The organism is Lysinibacillus sp. LK3 (assembly GCF_001043675.1).
GTDB lineage: Bacteria > Bacillota > Bacilli > Bacillales_A > Planococcaceae > Lysinibacillus > Lysinibacillus capsici.
Genome location: NZ_LDUJ01000014.1, coordinates 197,142 through 215,035 on the forward strand (window position 1 = coordinate 197,142; position 17,894 = coordinate 215,035).

The following is a 17,894-nucleotide window of genomic DNA, read 5'->3' on the forward strand; positions in this document are numbered from 1 at the left end:
ACCTCCTAATTATGAATGAGTAATAATAAAGATTGCATTAATGCAACACTTTCGGGTGAAACATTTTTCTTAATCGTTTCAATTTTTTTATCATCTTGCTTGTTCATTTGTGCGAGCAGAGATGTAACATCATGCTCTAAATCTTGCATTTTTAAACGAAGCACCTGTACATCGATTTCTTCATAGGGTGTGATGTTTAACTCATGTTGGATTTGTACAAGTGAAAGCCCCTGTTGTTTGCGCTGTTCAATAAATTGAAGCCGTTTAATCATGGCTTGGTCATAGTAGCGATAATTTGCTGCAGAACGTTCTGCATCTAGCAAACCAATATTTGTATAGTAATCAATTGTTCGTTTAGTAATGCCTGTTTTTTCTGCAAGCTCGCCAATCTTTAATTTTTCTGTCCCAATGCAAACACCTCCAAACCATCACGTGATACTTTGATTATAACGTGATGGTTTTAGTTTATTCAAATGATAGCCTTTGATATTTCGAAATTATAAGATTTTTTACAAAAAAAGAACGTTTCTACCATGATTAAATGGTAGAGACGTTCCTAGGTTTAAGGAAGTAAATAAGTATCGTATAGGTGATGGAGTGCTTCCTCACCATTTTTTTGTAAGAGAATTTCATCATTATATGTAAGTGTTATGCTCGTTTGTTGGCTATCAATTTTGTCGTCAATTATTTGACAGGTAACAGTCACAAAGCCTGATTCAGTAAGCTTTTCTTTCATATCGTCACTCCACGCCTGATCAGAAAATAGTGGAGGCTGCCAAGTACCTCTCACATGTAGCTCATTTTTTTCAAGGTCATAATCCCAGCGTATGTCACGTAAAATAGTTTTAAATAGGTCATTAACCGTAAACGATGTATCTTTATAGTTAATGTCTAGTGCACGTATTGCATGGACATCTCGGCTAACTGCACTAGCTGCGGAATTAGCAGCTGAATTGATGCCTGAGGCAGCATCTTTAATTTCTGAAAATCGACCACCACATCCAGAAAGTAGTGCGCAGATGCATGTGATACAAGCAACTTTTGTCATCCATTTCACAAGTAGTCCCTCCAGTCTAGTAAGTTGTTATAACTATCTTAACGAAAAGAAAAATATGAAGAAAGGGCATGAAGGCGGTAGTTTGTGACGGTTTTGCAACGATGCGACCTCCACTTGATTGTTCGGCATTTGAGAATTATATAAGTCTGAATATTTAGTAAAAAAACAAAAGAATGGGAGCGGTTTGTGATGAAAATTAATGATGAAATGCTTGATCGATTAGGAACATATTTTGTTTATCATGCTGTTTATGATACTTATGGGATTACGTTTGAAAACTTTGTGGAGCGTTGGCTACGAGGCATACTTGACATATAATGAGCTGTACTTTAAAAAACTCCTGGAAACAGGAGTTTTTATCTATAAAAAATACATATTTACTCTTAAACGAGATACTTTACTCATGCCTAATGATGCTATAATTAGCTTAATTGGTTACGTATCTATTACTTTCTATCTAAAGGGGATGATGCATATGAATTTATTGGGGAAAATTCTCACAACTGTCATTTGAACAGTAGGTATTCGCAGTTCTAACAGCTGTGAATATTTATCAAACAAAAAATTAAATGATTGAAACAGCTCAAAAAATGGCACAAGCAGAAACATCTAATAACGCGTACCAGATTCAAAATTTAATAAACAAGCACTTGATGTCATCTTACAACATATCGTTGTTACTGTGGCGCAAATTGACGAAGTGACAACTGCCTCTCTTTTAATTTAAAAGGAAACGGTAGAGGTAGTGTGGGCAGTGGAAAAATATGACGGCTGTCAGCCAGCAATCCTCAGCAGAAACAGGGGAGCTATTAGCAACGATGGAGCAGCAAAATCCCGCGGTTCAAAAAATATGGCAGAAAGCTTATCAGGTATGACGAACTCCTTACAACAAACACTAGCAAAATTCCATTTTTAGTAGAGAACTAAGGCTTCGTGTCATCTTCTGTACAACGGGATGACATACGGCTAAATTGTATGTTAATTACCATTAAAAATATTTTTCTGAATATTTAGTTATTTATTGACGCATAAATGCTATTATTTATTTAGTTGCTATAGGCAGGAGCTGGTACATATGAAATTACTACATAAAATTTTACTGACAACGTTATCTACAATGATGATTGTGTTCATCATTATTTTAAGTGTCAATATTGTAAAAACTAATTCATTAGCAGTGGAGGATGCACGACAGCTTGCTCAATCGCGGGCGTCCGAAAGTGCAAATAAAATGCAAATGGAACTTGATTATGCGATGGATACAGCAAGGACAGTAGCCTCTAATCTCCAAGCAATGGTAGCCAATCATAAGGGAGATCGTGATTTAGCAAACGAGATGCTCAAACAATTACTCGAACACAATGACACCTTTCTAGGGGTTTGGACGATTTGGGAGCCAAATGCCTTTGATGGACAAGATGCTCATTTTGCCAATTTGAAAGGGCATGATGCATCAGGTCGTTTCCTTCCATATTGGGCACGCAGCAACAACGATGTGACGCTTGCTCCTCTAGAAGACTATGAAACTAGTGATTATTATGTATTACCTAAAACGTTGAAACAAGAGGTTATTTTAGAGCCGTTAACTTACCCAGTTGACGGTCAGGATGTATTGATGACTTCCACAGCTATACCTATTCAAATAGATGGAAAAGTCGTTGGTCTTGTGGGAATTGATATAAGCTTAGAGACATTGGTTGCCATTAATAATGAAATTGTACTCTATGATACAGGGTATAGTGCCATTGTGTCTCATAAGGGGACATTTGTTTCCCACCCATCTCCTGATTATGTTAATAGACCAGTGACTGAAATGGAAAAATATAAAAATACGGATAAAATTTTGTCTGCTGTTGAACAGGGCAAACCCTATCTAGTAGAGGATTATTCATCCTATTTACAGGAAGCTTCCTTTATTGCTGTCTCACCTATCCAAATTGGTCAAACGTCGACACCGTGGGCATTGCAGGTAATTATTCCATCTGATGAGGTAATGGCAGCCGCAAGTGAGGCAATGTGGTTATCAATACTACTAGCTATTATTGGTATTATTGTATTAGTTGGTGCCATTACTTGGATAGCTCAACGGATCGTCAAACCAGTAGTTCAGACAGTGGAACAGGTCAAAACCATTGCTAGTGGAAATTTAGCAGTGGAGCCGTTACAGGTTCGTTCGAAGGATGAAATTGGCGAGCTTGCACATGCAATGAATCATATGACAGACAATATGCGTGAGCTGTTACAAGCGGCTACACATATTTCCAATCAGGTGAATGTATACAGCGGAGATTTACGTGCTTCTACCAATGATATGAGCATCAGTATCGAACAGGTGTTAACAACAACAAGTGAATTGGCGACAGGTGCTACCGTACAAGCCGAACAGGCGTCTACCACATTAGGCGTTACACAAGAGGTTGAGCATAAATTGCAAGCAATTCAAATGGCAATTGAAGAAATGCTTCAGGATTCTCAGCTTACAACAGCGTCTTCTAAACAAGGTTTAATTCATGCAGAGCAGTCTATTCAAGGGATGGAAGTGATGTCTGAAAAAGTGTCACTGACAGCTATGGTCGTCCAACAGCTCAGCGACCAATCAACAGAAATTAATCGTATTTTACAAGTCATTAATGCTATTGCAGGTCAAACAAATTTATTAGCATTAAATGCGGCGATAGAAGCTGCTCGTGCAGGTGAGCACGGCAAGGGCTTTTCGATTGTGGCAGAGGAAGTACGAAAGCTTGCAGAAGAATCAGCCAAATCAACAAGCCAAATCGCCTCCATTATTGATATGGTTGTGAGGGAAGCAGCAAAGGCTAGTGATGCTATGCAAAGTGTTGTCTTAGCTGTGGAAAACAATACGCAATATATTGATGCCAATAAGCAGGCACTTGATGCGATTTTACGCCATATTGTCGATACAGTAGCGCAAATCGATAATGTGACAGCTGCCTCCAGTGTCATTCAAAGGGAGACGCAGGAGGTTGTACGTGCAGTGGAAAATATGACAGCTGTTAGCCAGCAATCCTCAGCAGGAACAGAGGAGTTATTGGCAACGATGGAACAGCAGAATTTAGCGGTTCATGACATCAATAGCAAAGCCCAACAATTAACAGCTATGACGGACTCTTTACAGGCAGCACTAGCTAAATTTCAATATTAAATTAAAAGAGCTGTAGGCAAGGTGAAATTTTCATCCAACCTTGCCTACAGCTCTTAATACTTATTTGAAAAATTGTGTAATAAATTGATTCGCTTCCTGCCAGTTATAAACCCTCACAACATTATTAGGAACGGCAAGACGATTATAAGGTGTATCAAATAACACAACAGGTATTTTTAATTCCTCTGCCAGCATCACAGCATTATCATGCTTATCCTCAAAGAAAGCTTCTACACGATGTTTTTTTGCAGCGGCTAGTTTATCATGGCTGCCGAGAAGCTCAATATGGTCGTAAGGTATAGCTTGCGATTTAAACCAATTGACAGTGATGTCTGCTACATTTTCACCTCGTGCAGAAATATAATACAGCTCAAAATTATTTTTCCAAGCGCTTAGAATATTTTTTGCATCTTTTGCCACCTCAGAGACTTCGTACATATAAGGTTCATTTTCCTTAAACCAAGTATTAAAGGCACTTCGGTCAATAGGGTGTGGGAAGGCAGATAAAAAATCATATTCACAAACATCATCTAGCGTAATATTTACATTGTACTGTTTATTAATATGTGGAATGAGTGTACTTGGACATGTCACAGTCCCATCAATATCAATACCAAAGCGGGGCTTTTTCATGCTAGCACCTCCTTAGGCATTCGCTTTTTGAGCTTCTTCCGCTGCACGTTTTTCTTCCATTTCTGCTGCTAATTTATCAATTTCTTTCTTCAGTTCTTCCACCATTGTTTCTTCTGGCACTTTACGGACTGTTTTCCCCTTCATGAATAACAAGCCTTCACCACGGGCACCAGCAATACCGATATCTGCCTCACGCGCTTCTCCAGGACCGTTTACCGCACAGCCTAGAACAGCTACTTTTAACGGTACATTTAATTTTGAAATATATTCTTCTACTTCATTTGCAATAGAAATTAAATCAATCTCAATACGTCCGCATGTTGGGCAAGAAATCAAAGTTGCCATATTAGAAGCGAGGCCAAAGGATTTTAATAGTTCCCGTGCTACTTTAACCTCTTCTACAGGGTCAGCGGAAAGGGAGATACGTAATGTGTTTCCTATACCTTTTGATAGGATGGCTCCAAGACCTGCTGCTGATTTTACAGTACCAGCAAATAATGTTCCTGATTCTGTAATCCCTAAATGTAGCGGATAATTAAAGGCTTTAGACGCCTTTTCATAGGCTTCAATGGCAAGGTTAACGTCAGATGCCTTCATTGATACGATAATATCGTGGAAGTCCAAGTCTTCCAAAATTTTAATATGGTGTAGAGCAGATTCTACCATACCATCAGCCGTAGGATAACCGTATTTTTCTAAAATATGACGCTCTAATGAACCGGCATTTACACCAATACGAATTGGTATACCTTTTGCTTTGGCTGCATTAACAACAGCTTCCACTTTTTCTTTACGACCAATATTACCTGGATTAATACGTACTTTATCAATACCATTTTCAATGGCTTTTAATGCTAATCTATAATCAAAATGAATATCAGCTACTAATGGAATATGAATACGTTTTTTGATTTCGGCAATCGCGTCCGCTGCACGTTCATCTGGTACAGCAACACGAACAACTTGACAGCCTGCTTCCTCAAGACGAAGAATTTCTGCAACTGTTGCTTCTACATCATGTGTTTTGGTTGTACACATACTTTGAATGAATAATTCATTACTACCACCAATTGTTAAGTTACCGACACGCACAGGACGTGTATTTGAACGGTGACAAATTTCACTCATTAACTTTCTCTCCTTTTCGGGCCACTATTTTCAGCCGTCACTGTCATTTATTTTAGCAGTGTAAGAAAATAAGGACAAGGAAGAAACGCTAACTTTTCATTTTCCGCATTTGTTTTCAAGCTCAAATGAGAGAGGAAGCTTGATATTTTCACCTGGAACTAGTGCTTGTAATTGTAAGTGTGGGTTTAAGTTGTAAAAAAGTTGTAAGCGTTCTGGAAAGGTCATGGGAACTTTAGCAGGGTGTAGAGCAAATAAACTATGAATGGTATCTCCTTCAATCGTTTGTACAGTAATATAATTTGGCTCACGCTGTTGTTCACAAAGTCCGTTTTCTGAGCTCTTTGTGGATAAAGCCGCAAGTGGGATGGACCCTTCTGTTAAATCTACTTTGACGACAAAGGCAATTACGATGATGATAGTTGTTAAGATGAATGCTCGCAAAAAATCCCCTCCTTTTCTACACTATATTGAGAAGAGAGGGGATTCATGCACATTATTTTATATTTGGTTGTTTTGGATATTTTGTAAAGGCCACAATTAATAGAGAAATGGTTAAAAATAAAGATAGTACAGTGATAACAGTACTGCTAACGGGCATATAGTCTGCTAACATCGAAAGTAACGTAGCCCAAGTGATCGCAAAGGTAGTTGTTCTCCAGATATGGCGATACTCACCCCGACGCTTCATCGCCTTCAAGATAAATAAACCTGCTAAAGCATAAAGGGCAATTTGTGCAAAAATAAGCATTGTTGTCACGACGAAAAGCATTAGGAAGGTGAATGGATATAAGAGCCATTTAATGCCCTCTATGTAATCTGTTAAACCAGTTAAACTATCCATATCGAATGTATCAACGGACATACCTGCTGCAAAACGACCTAAAGAGAATACGGACACAATGGTAATCAGTAGAAAAGTATATTGAATAACCTTTCCAATAGGTAATAAACGATAGGCTGCTAGTTTTTTAGGATGTATAAGACTATCAATAAAAAGCTGTGAGTGTTTCATGCTATATCTCCTCCAATCGATATTTTAACATGTTCAATGAGGACAAGATATGAAAGAAGTATAAATGAGGAGGGTCTTGATGTTAAAATGTTAACATTATGTAAAGAAGTTAAAGGATTTCTTTACTTTTTGTTTGGAATCATTTAATGATTAGAACGAGGGTAGTAGAGATGTAGGAATTGGAGCGAAAACAATTGACAATAGATTGGCAAAGCATTCTCTTTCAGTTTTTAGGCGGACTAGGGGTCTTTTTATTTTCCATTAAATTCATGGGGGATGGGCTTCAAAAATCAGCGGATGATCGGTTACGTGAATGGTTAAATCGCTTTACCACAAACCCTGTTATGGGTGTCCTGGTAGGTATATTTGTAACAATTTGCATACAATCAAGTTCTGCCACAACAGTCATCACTGTAGGGTTAGTGAGTGCTGGTTTTTTAACACTGCGTCAAGCAATCGGCGTCATTATGGGGGCAAATATTGGTACAACTATTACAGCATTTATTATTGGTATTAATATTGGACTCTATTTTTACCCTTTATTGGCAATTGGGGCAGCCTGTTTATTTTTCTTAAAGAAAGCAACGTATCAACATATTGGTCAGATTCTATTTGGCTTTGGCGGTTTATTTTTAGGGCTAGAGTTGATGAGTGCTAGTATGCAGGCGTTACACCAGCTTGCAGATTTTGCATCGTTAACGCTTCATTTAAGCAATCAACCGATATTAGGCATATTTTTAGGAACCATTTTCACATTACTTGTGCAAAGCTCTACCGCAACGGTGGGGGTATTGCAAGGTTTATATGCAGAACAATTAATTGGTTTAAATAGTGCCTTACCGATATTGTTTGGGGAAAATATTGGCACGACCATTACAGCTGTTTTAGCTTCTCTTGGTGCTTCTATTTACGCTAAGCGTGCAGCAGCGGCTCATGTATTATTTAATGTGATTGGAACGATTATTTTCATGTTATTGTTCACACCGTTTATGCAATATGTACAGTGGATCAGTGGCGTATTTCATTTAGAGCCTCGCATGCAGATTGCCATTGCTCATGGCTCATTCAATGTCTTTAATATGATGATCCAACTACCATTTATTGCTGGACTCGCAGCCTTAGTTACAAAGCTATTGCCGGGACATGATGGCCATATCAATGTAACAACTAAGCATTTAGATCCTTCATTCATTGATTCCTCTCCTGCTATTGCGCTAGGTCAAGCTAAAGAAGAGGTATTACGCATGGGTGAACATGCATTGCGTGGGTTAGAAGAAACGTTTTTATATATGAAATCTGGAGAGACAGAGCATATTCCAACGGTGCTACAGCTAGAAGTCGGGCTTAATCATCTAGACAATGAAATTACTGATTATTTAGTAATGGTGTCTAAGCAGCCTCTTTCCCGTGCAGACTCTGTAAGACATCATACTTTATTGACAAATGTAAGGGATTTTGAACGAATTGGGGATCATTTTGAAAATATATTAGAGCTTTTACAGTACAAGGATCACCACGAGGTAAGCTTAAGTAAATCAGCGCGACAGGACTTAATAGGTATGTTTAGTTTAGCCATAGAGGCAGTGCGCAAAAGTATAGAAGCATTAGATACCGCTAGCTTAAGTTTAGCTCAAGAAGTAACAGAGCTAGAAAGCCTGATTGATGATATGGAAGATAAACTACGTCAAAAGCATATTGCCCGATTAAACACAAATGAGTGTAGTGGGGCTGCAGGAATTGTTTATATGGATATCGTTAGCAACCTAGAGCGTATAGGAGACCATGCAGTAAATATTGCAGATTCTATTTTAGGCATTCGTCATTAATGAAACTTTTCACTTTGTTATTTCGTATGAAAGGCAATGCACGTTAAAAGGAGAGAATCTTTATGGAAGTTGTTGGCTGGATCTTAGTGATTGCCTGCTTTATTATTTCATTTATTGGTTTAGTATATCCAATTATTCCCGGAGTACTGTTTTTAGTCGGTGGGTTTTTGCTCTATGGCTTATTTTTCTCATTCGCAGAGCTAAGCTGGTGGTTTTGGGTCATTGAAATACTATTTGTCGTGTTGTTATTTGGGGCAGATACTGTGGCAAATGCGTTTGGTATCAAAAAGTTTGGTGGTTCCAATGCTGGCATGTGGGGGAGCACCATTGGGTTATTAATTGGTCCATTTGTGATCCCTGTGGCAGGGATTTTAATTGGACCATTTTTAGGGGCTGTGATTGCGGAACTAATCGTTGAGAAACGTACATTTAGTGAGGCAGTGAAAAGTGGTGTAGGTTCTTTAATTGGCTTTTTGACATCTACTGTTGTCAAGGCTGTTATTCAAATTGTTATGATTATTGTATTTTTTATCGCCATTTAATGCCTTTCTTTTAAGGTTTAGTGTGTGAGAGAAAAGGGTAAGATAGTAAACATATCGGTATTTCGGTCAAAAGGCTGAAATCTTCAAATTGAAGTATTTTTCGTTGAATGGTTTGACCAATTTTGATAATCTAAGGATGTACTAATTATTTCTTATTTTAGGGAGGAACTTAACAATGGCTTACGAATTACCACAATTAACTTACGCTTATGACGCATTAGAACCACATATCGATGCAAAAACAATGGAAATTCACCATTCTAAACACCACAATACTTATGTAACAAACTTAAACGCAGCAGTAGAAGGTACTGAATTTGCAGAAAAAGACATTAACGACTTAATCGCAAACCTAGATGCTCTTCCAGCTGACAAACAAACTGCTGTACGCAACAACGGTGGCGGACATGCTAACCATACATTATTCTGGGAAGTAATCGCTCCAGGCGGTTCAAATACACCAGTTGGTGAAGTAGCAAAAGCAATCGATGCTAAATTCGGTTCTTTCGACGCTTTCAAAGAAGAATTTGCTAAAGCTGCTACAACTCGCTTTGGTTCAGGTTGGGCTTGGTTAATCGTTGATGGTGACTCAGTTGCTGTTACGTCTACTCCAAACCAAGACTCTCCAGTAATGGAAGGGAAAACACCAGTTTTAGGCTTAGATGTATGGGAACATGCATACTACCTAAACTATCAAAACCGTCGTCCAGATTACATCGGTGCTTTCTGGAACGTAGTAAACTGGGATGTAGTAGAAGCTAAATTCCAAGCTGCAAAATAATAACGGATAAATGGCTGTGCCTAAAGTGAGCAATCACGGAGGCATAGCCTTTTTTTGTTGGATAAAACAGCAAATTAAGGGATAGAATCTGAAAATATCAGGATAATGAAGACGAAATATAAGGAGAGCGTGAAATAGGGCAACCTTTCTCCATAAAGTACCGTCAAATAAATGATGTTTTACATAAGAAATCGAAAGTGCGTGCTTTTCTGTCATACCTTCGAATGGTATACTAGGTATCGTGTATTGAAATGATCAGAAGATGAGGAGGGGAATACATATGCGCAAAGCACCTGGAAAAAATCGCGCGGCGAGTGTTAAAGCAAAACATCATTCTAACTTAACATTTCGTATGAATATCCTTTTCTTTGCAATATTTATCGTATTTTCAATGTTAATTTTTAGACTTGGCTATATGCAAATCGTCAAAGGGGAAGATTATGTACGTATTTTAGAGCGTACAGAAGAAGTTCCTGTCAACACAAGTGTACCAAGGGGACGCATGTATGATCGTTACGGTCGTATTTTAGTGGATAATCACCCGGAAAATGCCATTACGTATACGAAAATGCAAACGACCACAACAGAGGAGATGCTTGATATCGCGAAAAAGCTGGCACAGTTAATTGAACAGCCAACAAAGCGTGTCACATTGCGTGATAAACAGGATTTTTGGATATTACAAAATCACGATGCTGCCTATGAAAAAGTCACAGAGGCAGAAAAAACAAAAATTAATGCACAAGAAAATATTACAACAAGTCAAATTAATGCAGAGATTGATAAACTGGTACGGGAACGTATCACAAACGAAGAACTTTTACAATTAACAGAGGCAGATTTAGAGGTATTAGCGATTTATCGTGAAATGGTATCTGGCTATAATCTATCTCCTCAAATTATTAAAAGTGAAAATGTATCAGCTGATGAATTTGCTCGTGTATCTGAGCGTTTAACTGAACTACCAGGTGTTAATACAACAACAGACTGGAAACGTGTCAAATTATCATCTTTATCTATTCTTGGACGTACAACGGTCCCAACAAAAGGGATACCTAAAGAGAAGCTCAACTACTATTTAGCACGTGACTACTCACGTAATGACCGTGTGGGAGAAAGTTACATTGAAGCACAATATGAAGAATTATTACAAGGTCAAAAAACAGTCGTCAAAAATATTACCAATAAAAAAGGTCAAGTAGTCGATACAGTCACAACCTATGAAGGGGAGCCAGGTAAAGACTTAATCCTTTCATTGGATAGTGAGCTGCAGGCTGAAACGGATAAGATTGTAGAAGAAGAACTGCTTAACTTAAAGGCACTTCCAGGCTCCTATTTATTAGACCGTGCCTTCCTTATTATGATGGATCCAAATACTGGCGACATTTTATCGATGGTAGGTAAGAAAATAGAAAAAAATCCCGAAACAGGGCAAAATGAAGTCATTGACTATGCATATGGATCGTTTACAACAGCCTATGAGGCAGGTTCATCTGTTAAAGCAGCAACAGTTCTTACTGGCTACAATCAGGATGTTATTTCGATGGGTACTTCAATGGGAGACGAGCCGATTATATTAGCTGGCACGGACCCGAAAACGTCTATTTTTAACAGGGCTGGATATATCCCGATGAATGACTTGTTAGCATTAGAACGTTCTTCCAACTCCTATATGTTTAAAATTGCGATGCTGCTTAATGGAACCCCTTATAGTTATGGTATGCCATTACGCTTAAAGGACGATACGTTCTCAAAAATGCGTAATAATTATGCGCAATTTGGTTTAGGTGTGAAAACAGGCATTGATTTACCAAATGAATTTAGCGGAGTGCGTGGTCCATCAGGTCCAACAATGGGTGGTAAAACACTTGACTTGGCGATTGGTCAGTATGATACGTATACACCACTTCAACTTGCACAATATATTTCAACAGTTGCCAATGGTGGCTATCGTATTCAGCCACATGTTGTGAAAGAGGTTCGAGACCCATCACAGGATGGGAAGCAATTAGGGCAGTTAGTAACAGAAGTAGGTCCAACTATTTTGAATCAAATTGATAATCCTAAAGAAGAGATCGATTATGTAAAGCAAGGGCTACGTCGTGTATATACTGGTTCACATGGTACAGCACGAGCACAATTTGCCGATACTCCATATACAGCTGCAGGGAAAACAGGGACAGCAGAGGTAGTGTATTATGGTCCGTTACGTGAGCACTACGGCACAAATACGATTAATTTAACGCATGTTGGCTTTGCCCCATATGAAAATCCTGAAATTGCCTATGCAGTTGTGATCCCATGGGTTAATACAAATTTAGCGCCACACTACTATCAAAATAATGTCATTGCTAGACGTTCTTTAGATAAGTATTTTGAATTAAAAGCTAAATATCAAGCTGAAAAAGTAACAGATAGTAATGTGAAACAACCAATTTTACCAGCGATTACGGAAGAAAAAATTGGAGAGAATGAGCAGGAATAAAGGGTATTGGATATGCGCTAATACAAAACGGATTTGGAAAATTTATTTTCCAAATCCGTTTTATTTTTACTTTTTTATGAATTTTGAATGATGTTACGCTAATCCTTAAGTAAATATGGAATGTATAGCTTGTTTTGGCAATAATAAGGTATTGAAATACGAGCTGGGTGATTTCTATTCATTTTCAAAAATCCACTATAGCGATCGTTGAAACTGTGCGCAATTCAGAGGTACTTGTCAAAATTGCTGATGAACTGAATCAGTTGTGAAATTTAAACTTAACTAAGTAGTGAAAGGGGCGTTTGCATAGCAAAACGCCCCTTTCAGATATTTAGTGCCTTTATGCGGATAATTGCTGAATGGCTAATTCAAATTGCTCTCTTGGTTTTACCCCATAAAGTTCTATATTGTTATAGAAATAAGAAGCAAGCATAAAATCAATCGCCTCTTGAAGTGTGTAGTCCCGATGTTCCATTACTAATGATAAATATGTTTTAAAATAATCGACATTTTGTACTTTTGCATGTTTCATGACAAAGGTCAAACTCTCCTTATCATTAAAATAAATATTTCCTGACACAATTGCTTATTATAACACCTTTCCTATAGGAAGCAAGTTTCCTCTATTGTAAATTCATCTTTACAAACGTTTACAAAGCATTACATTCCTTTACATCTCTTTTACGAACCGTTTATACGACTTCAACAATCAGTCATTATAGTAAAGATTGTAAGACAAATAACTATAAAACAGTTCATGACGGAGGCAAATGAGATGAAAAAGTGGAAGTACTTAACGATGACAGCGGTAATGGGTTCTGCATTAATGCTAGGTGCATGTGGTAGCGATTCTGCACAAAACGGAAACAATACAGAAACGAACGCACCAGCAAGCTCAGGACAAGAAGCTGCTGATGAAAAGCTACAAGGGTCTGTAGCTGGAGATGGCTCATCAACAGTAGCACCAATCATTGAGGCAGTTGTTGAAGAGTATGCAGGTACACAACCAGATGTCAAAGTATCAGTGGGGGTTTCTGGTACTGGTGGTGGTTTTGAAAAATTCATCGCAGGTGAAACAGACTTTTCAAATGCATCTCGTAATATAAAAGATGAAGAGAAAGCGAAATTAGAAGAAGCGGGCATTGATTTTACAGAGCTAGCTTTAGCATATGACGGTTTATCAGTAGTCGTGAACCCAGAAAATGATTGGGCGAAGGACTTAACGGTAGAACAACTACAAAAAATTTGGATTGAAGATGGGACAGAGAAAAAGTGGTCTGATATTGATCCATCTTGGCCAGATGAAAAAATCGTTTACTATTCACCAGGTACTGATTCAGGCACATACGACTACTTTGATGAAGTGATTTTAGATGGAGCAGATCTAGTAAGCTCAGCAACATTATCAGAGGATGATAATATGCTAGTGCAAGGTGTAGCTGGTGATAAAAATGCGATTGGCTTCTTCGGTTATGCTTACTACCTTGAAAATAAAGATAAATTAAACATTGTCAAAGTAAATGGCGTAGAGCCAACAAATGAAACAATTGAAGGTGGCGAATATACACCACTTTCACGTCCATTATTCACATACGTAAAAAATAGTGCAATGAAGGACAATGAAGCAGCATATGACTTCATTAAATTTACACTTGAAAACGCAGGCGATATGGCTGAAGCAGTGGGCTATGTTCGTTTACCTGAAGAAAAATATACTGAAGGCTTAAAAACTTTAGAAGGCTTAAAATAAGAAGACATGCATAGAGGGGAAGAGATGTATGCTCTTTCCCTCACTTATTTGAAAGGAGCTCCCAATGGTTTCTCAAAAGGAAGATAAGACATCATCTGTGCAGCAATTAATTGCAAATTCGCGCAACCAAAAAACAAAGAAAATAGTGGAAAAAGCCATGCCAGCTCTATTATTTTCTGCAGCTATTATTTCGATATTAACAACATTTGGCATTGTTTTCACCCTTATTTTTGAAACGTTTGAATTCTTTAAACGTGTGTCGATTACGGATTTCCTTTTCGGTACTAAATGGTTACCGTTTTCAGGTAACGAACCGTTATTTGGGATACTGCCATTAATCGCTGGTACATTAAAAGTGACACTTATTGCAGTTGTAGTAGCTGTACCATTTGGAATTGCTTCAGCTATCTATTTAAGTGAATATGCAAGTGAGAAAACACGACGTACAGTGAAACCAATTTTAGAGGTATTAGCAGGTGTGCCAACAATTGTTTATGGCTTCTTCGCTTTAACATTTGTCACACCAGTTTTACAAGAAATTGTACCTGGACTCAAACTATTTAATGCATTAAGTCCTGGTATTGTTGTAGGGATTATGATTTTACCAATGATTACATCTCTTTCAGAAGATGCTATGTCATCTGTACCAAATAGTATGCGTGAAGGAGCCTTAGCTCTAGGTGCGACGAAATTTGAAGTAGCAATCAAAGTAGTATTACCAGCTGCGCTTTCAGGGATTGTCGCTTCTGTTGTGTTAGCTATTTCCCGGGCAATTGGAGAAACAATGATTGTATCGCTAGCAGGTGGTTCAACACCGAAATTTGACCTCAATGTGACAGACTCTATTCAAACAATGACTGCATACATTGTACAGGTTTCAACTGGTGATGCGGGTTATGGTACAACCATTTATTACTCAATTTATTCAGTAGGATTTACACTATTTATCTTTACTCTAGTAATGAATTTACTTGCTCACTATATTTCGAAACGCTTCAGGGAGGTTTACTAGCATGCGCTATATGGATGACACAGTCGTCATGAAACGAATGACAAAGCGTATTACAGCAAATAAAGTTTGGAAAACTCTCTTTTTCTTAGCTACTACGTTTGCACTTGTTGCTTTAGCTATTTTACTGTACCGCATTGTGACACAGGGAATTGATTACTTAAATATCGATTTCTTGACGAATTTTGCATCACGATTTGCGGATAAGGCAGGTATCAAAGCTGCTTTAATCGGTTCGCTTTGGTTAATGGCAGTTGTAGCACCAGTATCGATTATTTTAGGAGTTGGTACTGCGATTTATTTAGAGGAGTATGCCAAGAAAAATAAAATAAATGACTTTATTCGCATGAATATATCGAATCTAGCAGGTGTTCCTTCCATTGTTTTTGGATTACTTGGATTAACTATTTTTGTACGTATGATGGGTCTAGGAAAAAGCATTTTAGCTGCTGGCTTTACAATGAGTTTGTTAATTTTACCTGTTATCATTGTAGCGGCTCAAGAGGCTATTCGTGCAGTGCCAAACGAACAACGTGAAGCTTCATATGGCATGGGTGCAACGAAATGGCAAACGATTTTGCGTGTTGTATTGCCAGCTGCCATTCCAGGTATTTTGACAGGAAGTATTTTAGCCTTGTCTCGTGCCATTGGAGAAACAGCTCCACTAGTTGTAATTGGAATTCCAGTTATCCTCCAGTTTTTACCGAATGGTTTACTGAGTCAATTTACAGCATTACCAATGCAAATCTATGATTGGGCAAAACGACCACAAGAAGCCTTTCAATACGTAGCAGCCGCAGGTATTTTAGTGCTTATGACAGTGCTGCTATTAATGAATTCGATTGCCATCTATATCCGAAATAAATTCCAAAAACGTTATTAATGAGGTGACCTTATGGTATTAGATTTTAAAGAGGAAAAAACAATTGTCAAACGGAACCAGGCAACGACTAAGCCTATAGCAGATGTGGCGAAAAATATTGTCTATGATACACGCAATTTAAACTTATGGTATGGTGATCATCATGGTTTAAAAGATGTTAATTTAAGCATCTATGAAAATGAAGTAACGGCTATTATTGGACCATCTGGCTGTGGGAAATCTACGTATCTAAAAACATTAAACCGCATGGTTGAACTTGTACCAATCGTACGTACATCAGGAGAAATTTTATATCGTGAGCGAAATATTTTAGATAAAAACTATACGGTAGAGGAATTAAGAACACGTGTAGGTATGGTATTCCAAAAGCCAAACCCGTTTCCAAAATCCATTTATGATAACATTGCCTATGGACCAAGAATTCATGGCATTAAAAATAAAAAAATTCTCGATGAAATTGTGGAGAAATCATTAAGAGGGGCAGCCATTTGGGACGAGGTAAAAGACCGTTTGAATCAAAATGCCTACGGATTATCAGGAGGTCAGCAACAACGTATTTGTATTGCACGTTGCTTAGCGATTGAGCCTGATGTCATCTTAATGGATGAGCCAACATCTGCCTTAGATCCGATTTCTACGTTGAAAGTGGAAGAGCTGGTTCAAGAACTGAAAAAGGATTATTCCATTGTCATCGTGACACATAATATGCAGCAAGCGGCACGTATTTCTGATCGTACAGCATTCTTCCTAAGTGGAGAGGTTGTCGAATACGATAAAACGGATGTTATTTTCCAAACACCAGCAGATCAACGTACAGAAGACTATATTTCGGGACGTTTCGGCTAAGGAGGAGCAATGAATGATCGTACGTGAACGTTTTGAACAAGAGTTAAAAGAGGTACAGGGACAATTTCTTGCAATTGCCAATAGCAGTATCCTTGCATTAAAAACAGCTTTTGAAGCATTGGTAGAGCAGGATTTAGAAAAGTCTTTGAAAATTTTGGAGGACGATTTAATCATTAATCGCCTTGAAGAAGAAATTAATGACCATGTGATCCTAATGATTGCCAAGCAACAACCAGTAGCAACAGATTTACGCCGTCTCATGGTTCTCGTAAAGGCAGCTTCAGATATGGAAAGAGTAGGGGACTATGCGGTTAATATAGCTAAAGAAGCAATTCGAATTGGTAAGGAGCCAATGATATTCCCAATAACAAATCTCCAAACCATGTGCAATAAAACAGTAGAAATGCTAGAGAGCATCATGAAGGCCTTTACTGAGGAAGATACGGTACGCGCTAAAGAGATTGCAGAGTTAGATGATTACGTGGACGATTTATACGGGGCAACGATCACCCTTTTACTCCGTGCTGGGGTAGAAAACCCCTCCCATATTTCACAGATTACACACCTAACATTTATTTGCCGCTATTTAGAGCGTTCTGCTGATCATGCTACAAATATTGCTGAACATCTATTTTACTTAGTAAAAGGCAAACATTATGAATTAAATAATTAAGAAAGAAGAGCTGCGTTTTAGCTCTTTTTTTCATTTGCAGAAAAAAATCTCCTGAAGCAGCAACATTGTCTTTGGTTGTAGCGTCTTTATAGCAAGCGTTTTTGTA

At 38.0% G+C, this 17,894-nt stretch carries 18 protein-coding genes; 11 read left to right on the top strand and 7 right to left on the bottom strand.

The window, feature by feature from the left end; all coding sequences use genetic code 11:
* Positions 1-5 precede the first annotated feature (5 nt).
* Together VK91_RS08930 and VK91_RS08935 are read right to left on the bottom strand one after the other, a co-directional pair.
* Complete coding sequence (locus VK91_RS08930) at positions 6-410, bottom strand: MerR family transcriptional regulator (protein ID WP_369700618.1); 405 nt, start codon at positions 408-410, stop codon at positions 6-8.
* A gap of 152 nt (positions 411-562) precedes the next feature.
* Positions 563-1,048, bottom strand: coding sequence for a hypothetical protein (locus VK91_RS08935; protein WP_231595623.1), 486 nt, complete (start codon positions 1,046-1,048; stop codon positions 563-565).
* A gap of 198 nt (positions 1,049-1,246) precedes the next feature.
* On the opposite strand from VK91_RS08935, the gene VK91_RS23205 reads away from it, so the two are divergent.
* Complete coding sequence (locus VK91_RS23205) at positions 1,247-1,375, top strand: hypothetical protein (RefSeq protein WP_255349862.1); 129 nt, start codon at positions 1,247-1,249, stop codon at positions 1,373-1,375.
* A 757-nt stretch (positions 1,376-2,132) separates the two neighbouring features.
* On the top strand, positions 2,133-4,220 hold the full coding sequence (locus VK91_RS08945) for a methyl-accepting chemotaxis protein (RefSeq protein ID WP_048392240.1): 2,088 nt from the start codon (positions 2,133-2,135) through the stop codon (positions 4,218-4,220).
* Between the two features lie 60 nt (positions 4,221-4,280).
* Here VK91_RS08945 and VK91_RS08950 read toward each other — a convergent pair whose 3' ends face one another.
* The 4 genes from VK91_RS08950 to VK91_RS08965 all read right to left on the bottom strand — a co-directional run bounded on the left by VK91_RS08950 (position 4,281) and on the right by VK91_RS08965 (position 6,993).
* Positions 4,281-4,853, bottom strand: a complete 573-nt coding sequence (locus VK91_RS08950; protein ID WP_048392241.1) for a nucleotidase — start codon at positions 4,851-4,853, stop codon at positions 4,281-4,283.
* A 12-nt stretch (positions 4,854-4,865) separates the two neighbouring features.
* On the bottom strand, positions 4,866-5,981 hold the full coding sequence (gene ispG, locus VK91_RS08955; protein WP_004230987.1) for a flavodoxin-dependent (E)-4-hydroxy-3-methylbut-2-enyl-diphosphate synthase: 1,116 nt from the start codon (positions 5,979-5,981) through the stop codon (positions 4,866-4,868).
* A 96-nt stretch (positions 5,982-6,077) separates the two neighbouring features.
* The gene (locus VK91_RS08960; RefSeq protein ID WP_004230996.1) at positions 6,078-6,422 is read right to left on the bottom strand and encodes a hypothetical protein; all 345 of its coding nucleotides are present in this window, start codon (positions 6,420-6,422) and stop codon (positions 6,078-6,080) included.
* Between the two features lie 52 nt (positions 6,423-6,474).
* Positions 6,475-6,993: a DUF1189 family protein gene (locus tag VK91_RS08965; RefSeq protein ID WP_048392242.1), complete on the bottom strand. Its 519-nt coding sequence runs from the start codon at positions 6,991-6,993 to the stop codon at positions 6,475-6,477.
* Positions 6,994-7,187: 194 nt separating this feature from the next.
* On the opposite strand from VK91_RS08965, the gene VK91_RS08970 reads away from it, so the two are divergent.
* The 4 genes from VK91_RS08970 (at position 7,188) to VK91_RS08985 (ending at position 12,627) form a co-directional block, all read left to right on the top strand.
* Complete coding sequence (locus tag VK91_RS08970; protein ID WP_048392243.1) at positions 7,188-8,819, top strand: Na/Pi cotransporter family protein; 1,632 nt, start codon at positions 7,188-7,190, stop codon at positions 8,817-8,819.
* A 62-nt stretch (positions 8,820-8,881) separates the two neighbouring features.
* Positions 8,882-9,361: a DUF456 domain-containing protein gene (locus VK91_RS08975; RefSeq protein ID WP_004230999.1), complete on the top strand. Its 480-nt coding sequence runs from the start codon at positions 8,882-8,884 to the stop codon at positions 9,359-9,361.
* Between the two features lie 175 nt (positions 9,362-9,536).
* Positions 9,537-10,142, top strand: coding sequence for a superoxide dismutase (locus VK91_RS08980; RefSeq protein ID WP_016995356.1), 606 nt, complete (start codon positions 9,537-9,539; stop codon positions 10,140-10,142).
* A gap of 280 nt (positions 10,143-10,422) precedes the next feature.
* On the top strand, positions 10,423-12,627 hold the full coding sequence (locus VK91_RS08985; RefSeq protein WP_048392244.1) for a penicillin-binding protein 2: 2,205 nt from the start codon (positions 10,423-10,425) through the stop codon (positions 12,625-12,627).
* A 340-nt stretch (positions 12,628-12,967) separates the two neighbouring features.
* Here VK91_RS08985 and VK91_RS08990 read toward each other — a convergent pair whose 3' ends face one another.
* Positions 12,968-13,159, bottom strand: coding sequence for a hypothetical protein (locus tag VK91_RS08990; RefSeq protein ID WP_009370174.1), 192 nt, complete (start codon positions 13,157-13,159; stop codon positions 12,968-12,970).
* 243 nt (positions 13,160-13,402) lie between these two features.
* Here VK91_RS08990 and VK91_RS08995 point away from each other — a divergent pair, with 243 nt between their 5' ends.
* From VK91_RS08995 to phoU, 5 genes are all read left to right on the top strand, one after another.
* Complete coding sequence (locus tag VK91_RS08995) at positions 13,403-14,377, top strand: PstS family phosphate ABC transporter substrate-binding protein (protein WP_004231003.1); 975 nt, start codon at positions 13,403-13,405, stop codon at positions 14,375-14,377.
* 64 nt (positions 14,378-14,441) lie between these two features.
* Complete coding sequence (gene pstC / locus VK91_RS09000; protein ID WP_048392245.1) at positions 14,442-15,389, top strand: phosphate ABC transporter permease subunit PstC; 948 nt, start codon at positions 14,442-14,444, stop codon at positions 15,387-15,389.
* Between the two features lies 1 nt (position 15,390).
* Entirely contained in the window at positions 15,391-16,269 is an 879-nt protein-coding gene (gene pstA, locus VK91_RS09005) for a phosphate ABC transporter permease PstA (protein ID WP_048392246.1), read from the top strand.
* Positions 16,270-16,281: 12 nt separating this feature from the next.
* On the top strand, positions 16,282-17,115 hold the full coding sequence (gene pstB, locus VK91_RS09010; protein WP_048392247.1) for a phosphate ABC transporter ATP-binding protein PstB: 834 nt from the start codon (positions 16,282-16,284) through the stop codon (positions 17,113-17,115).
* A 13-nt stretch (positions 17,116-17,128) separates the two neighbouring features.
* Entirely contained in the window at positions 17,129-17,788 is a 660-nt protein-coding gene (phoU, locus tag VK91_RS09015; protein ID WP_048392248.1) for a phosphate signaling complex protein PhoU, read from the top strand.
* Positions 17,789-17,894 lie beyond the last annotated feature (106 nt).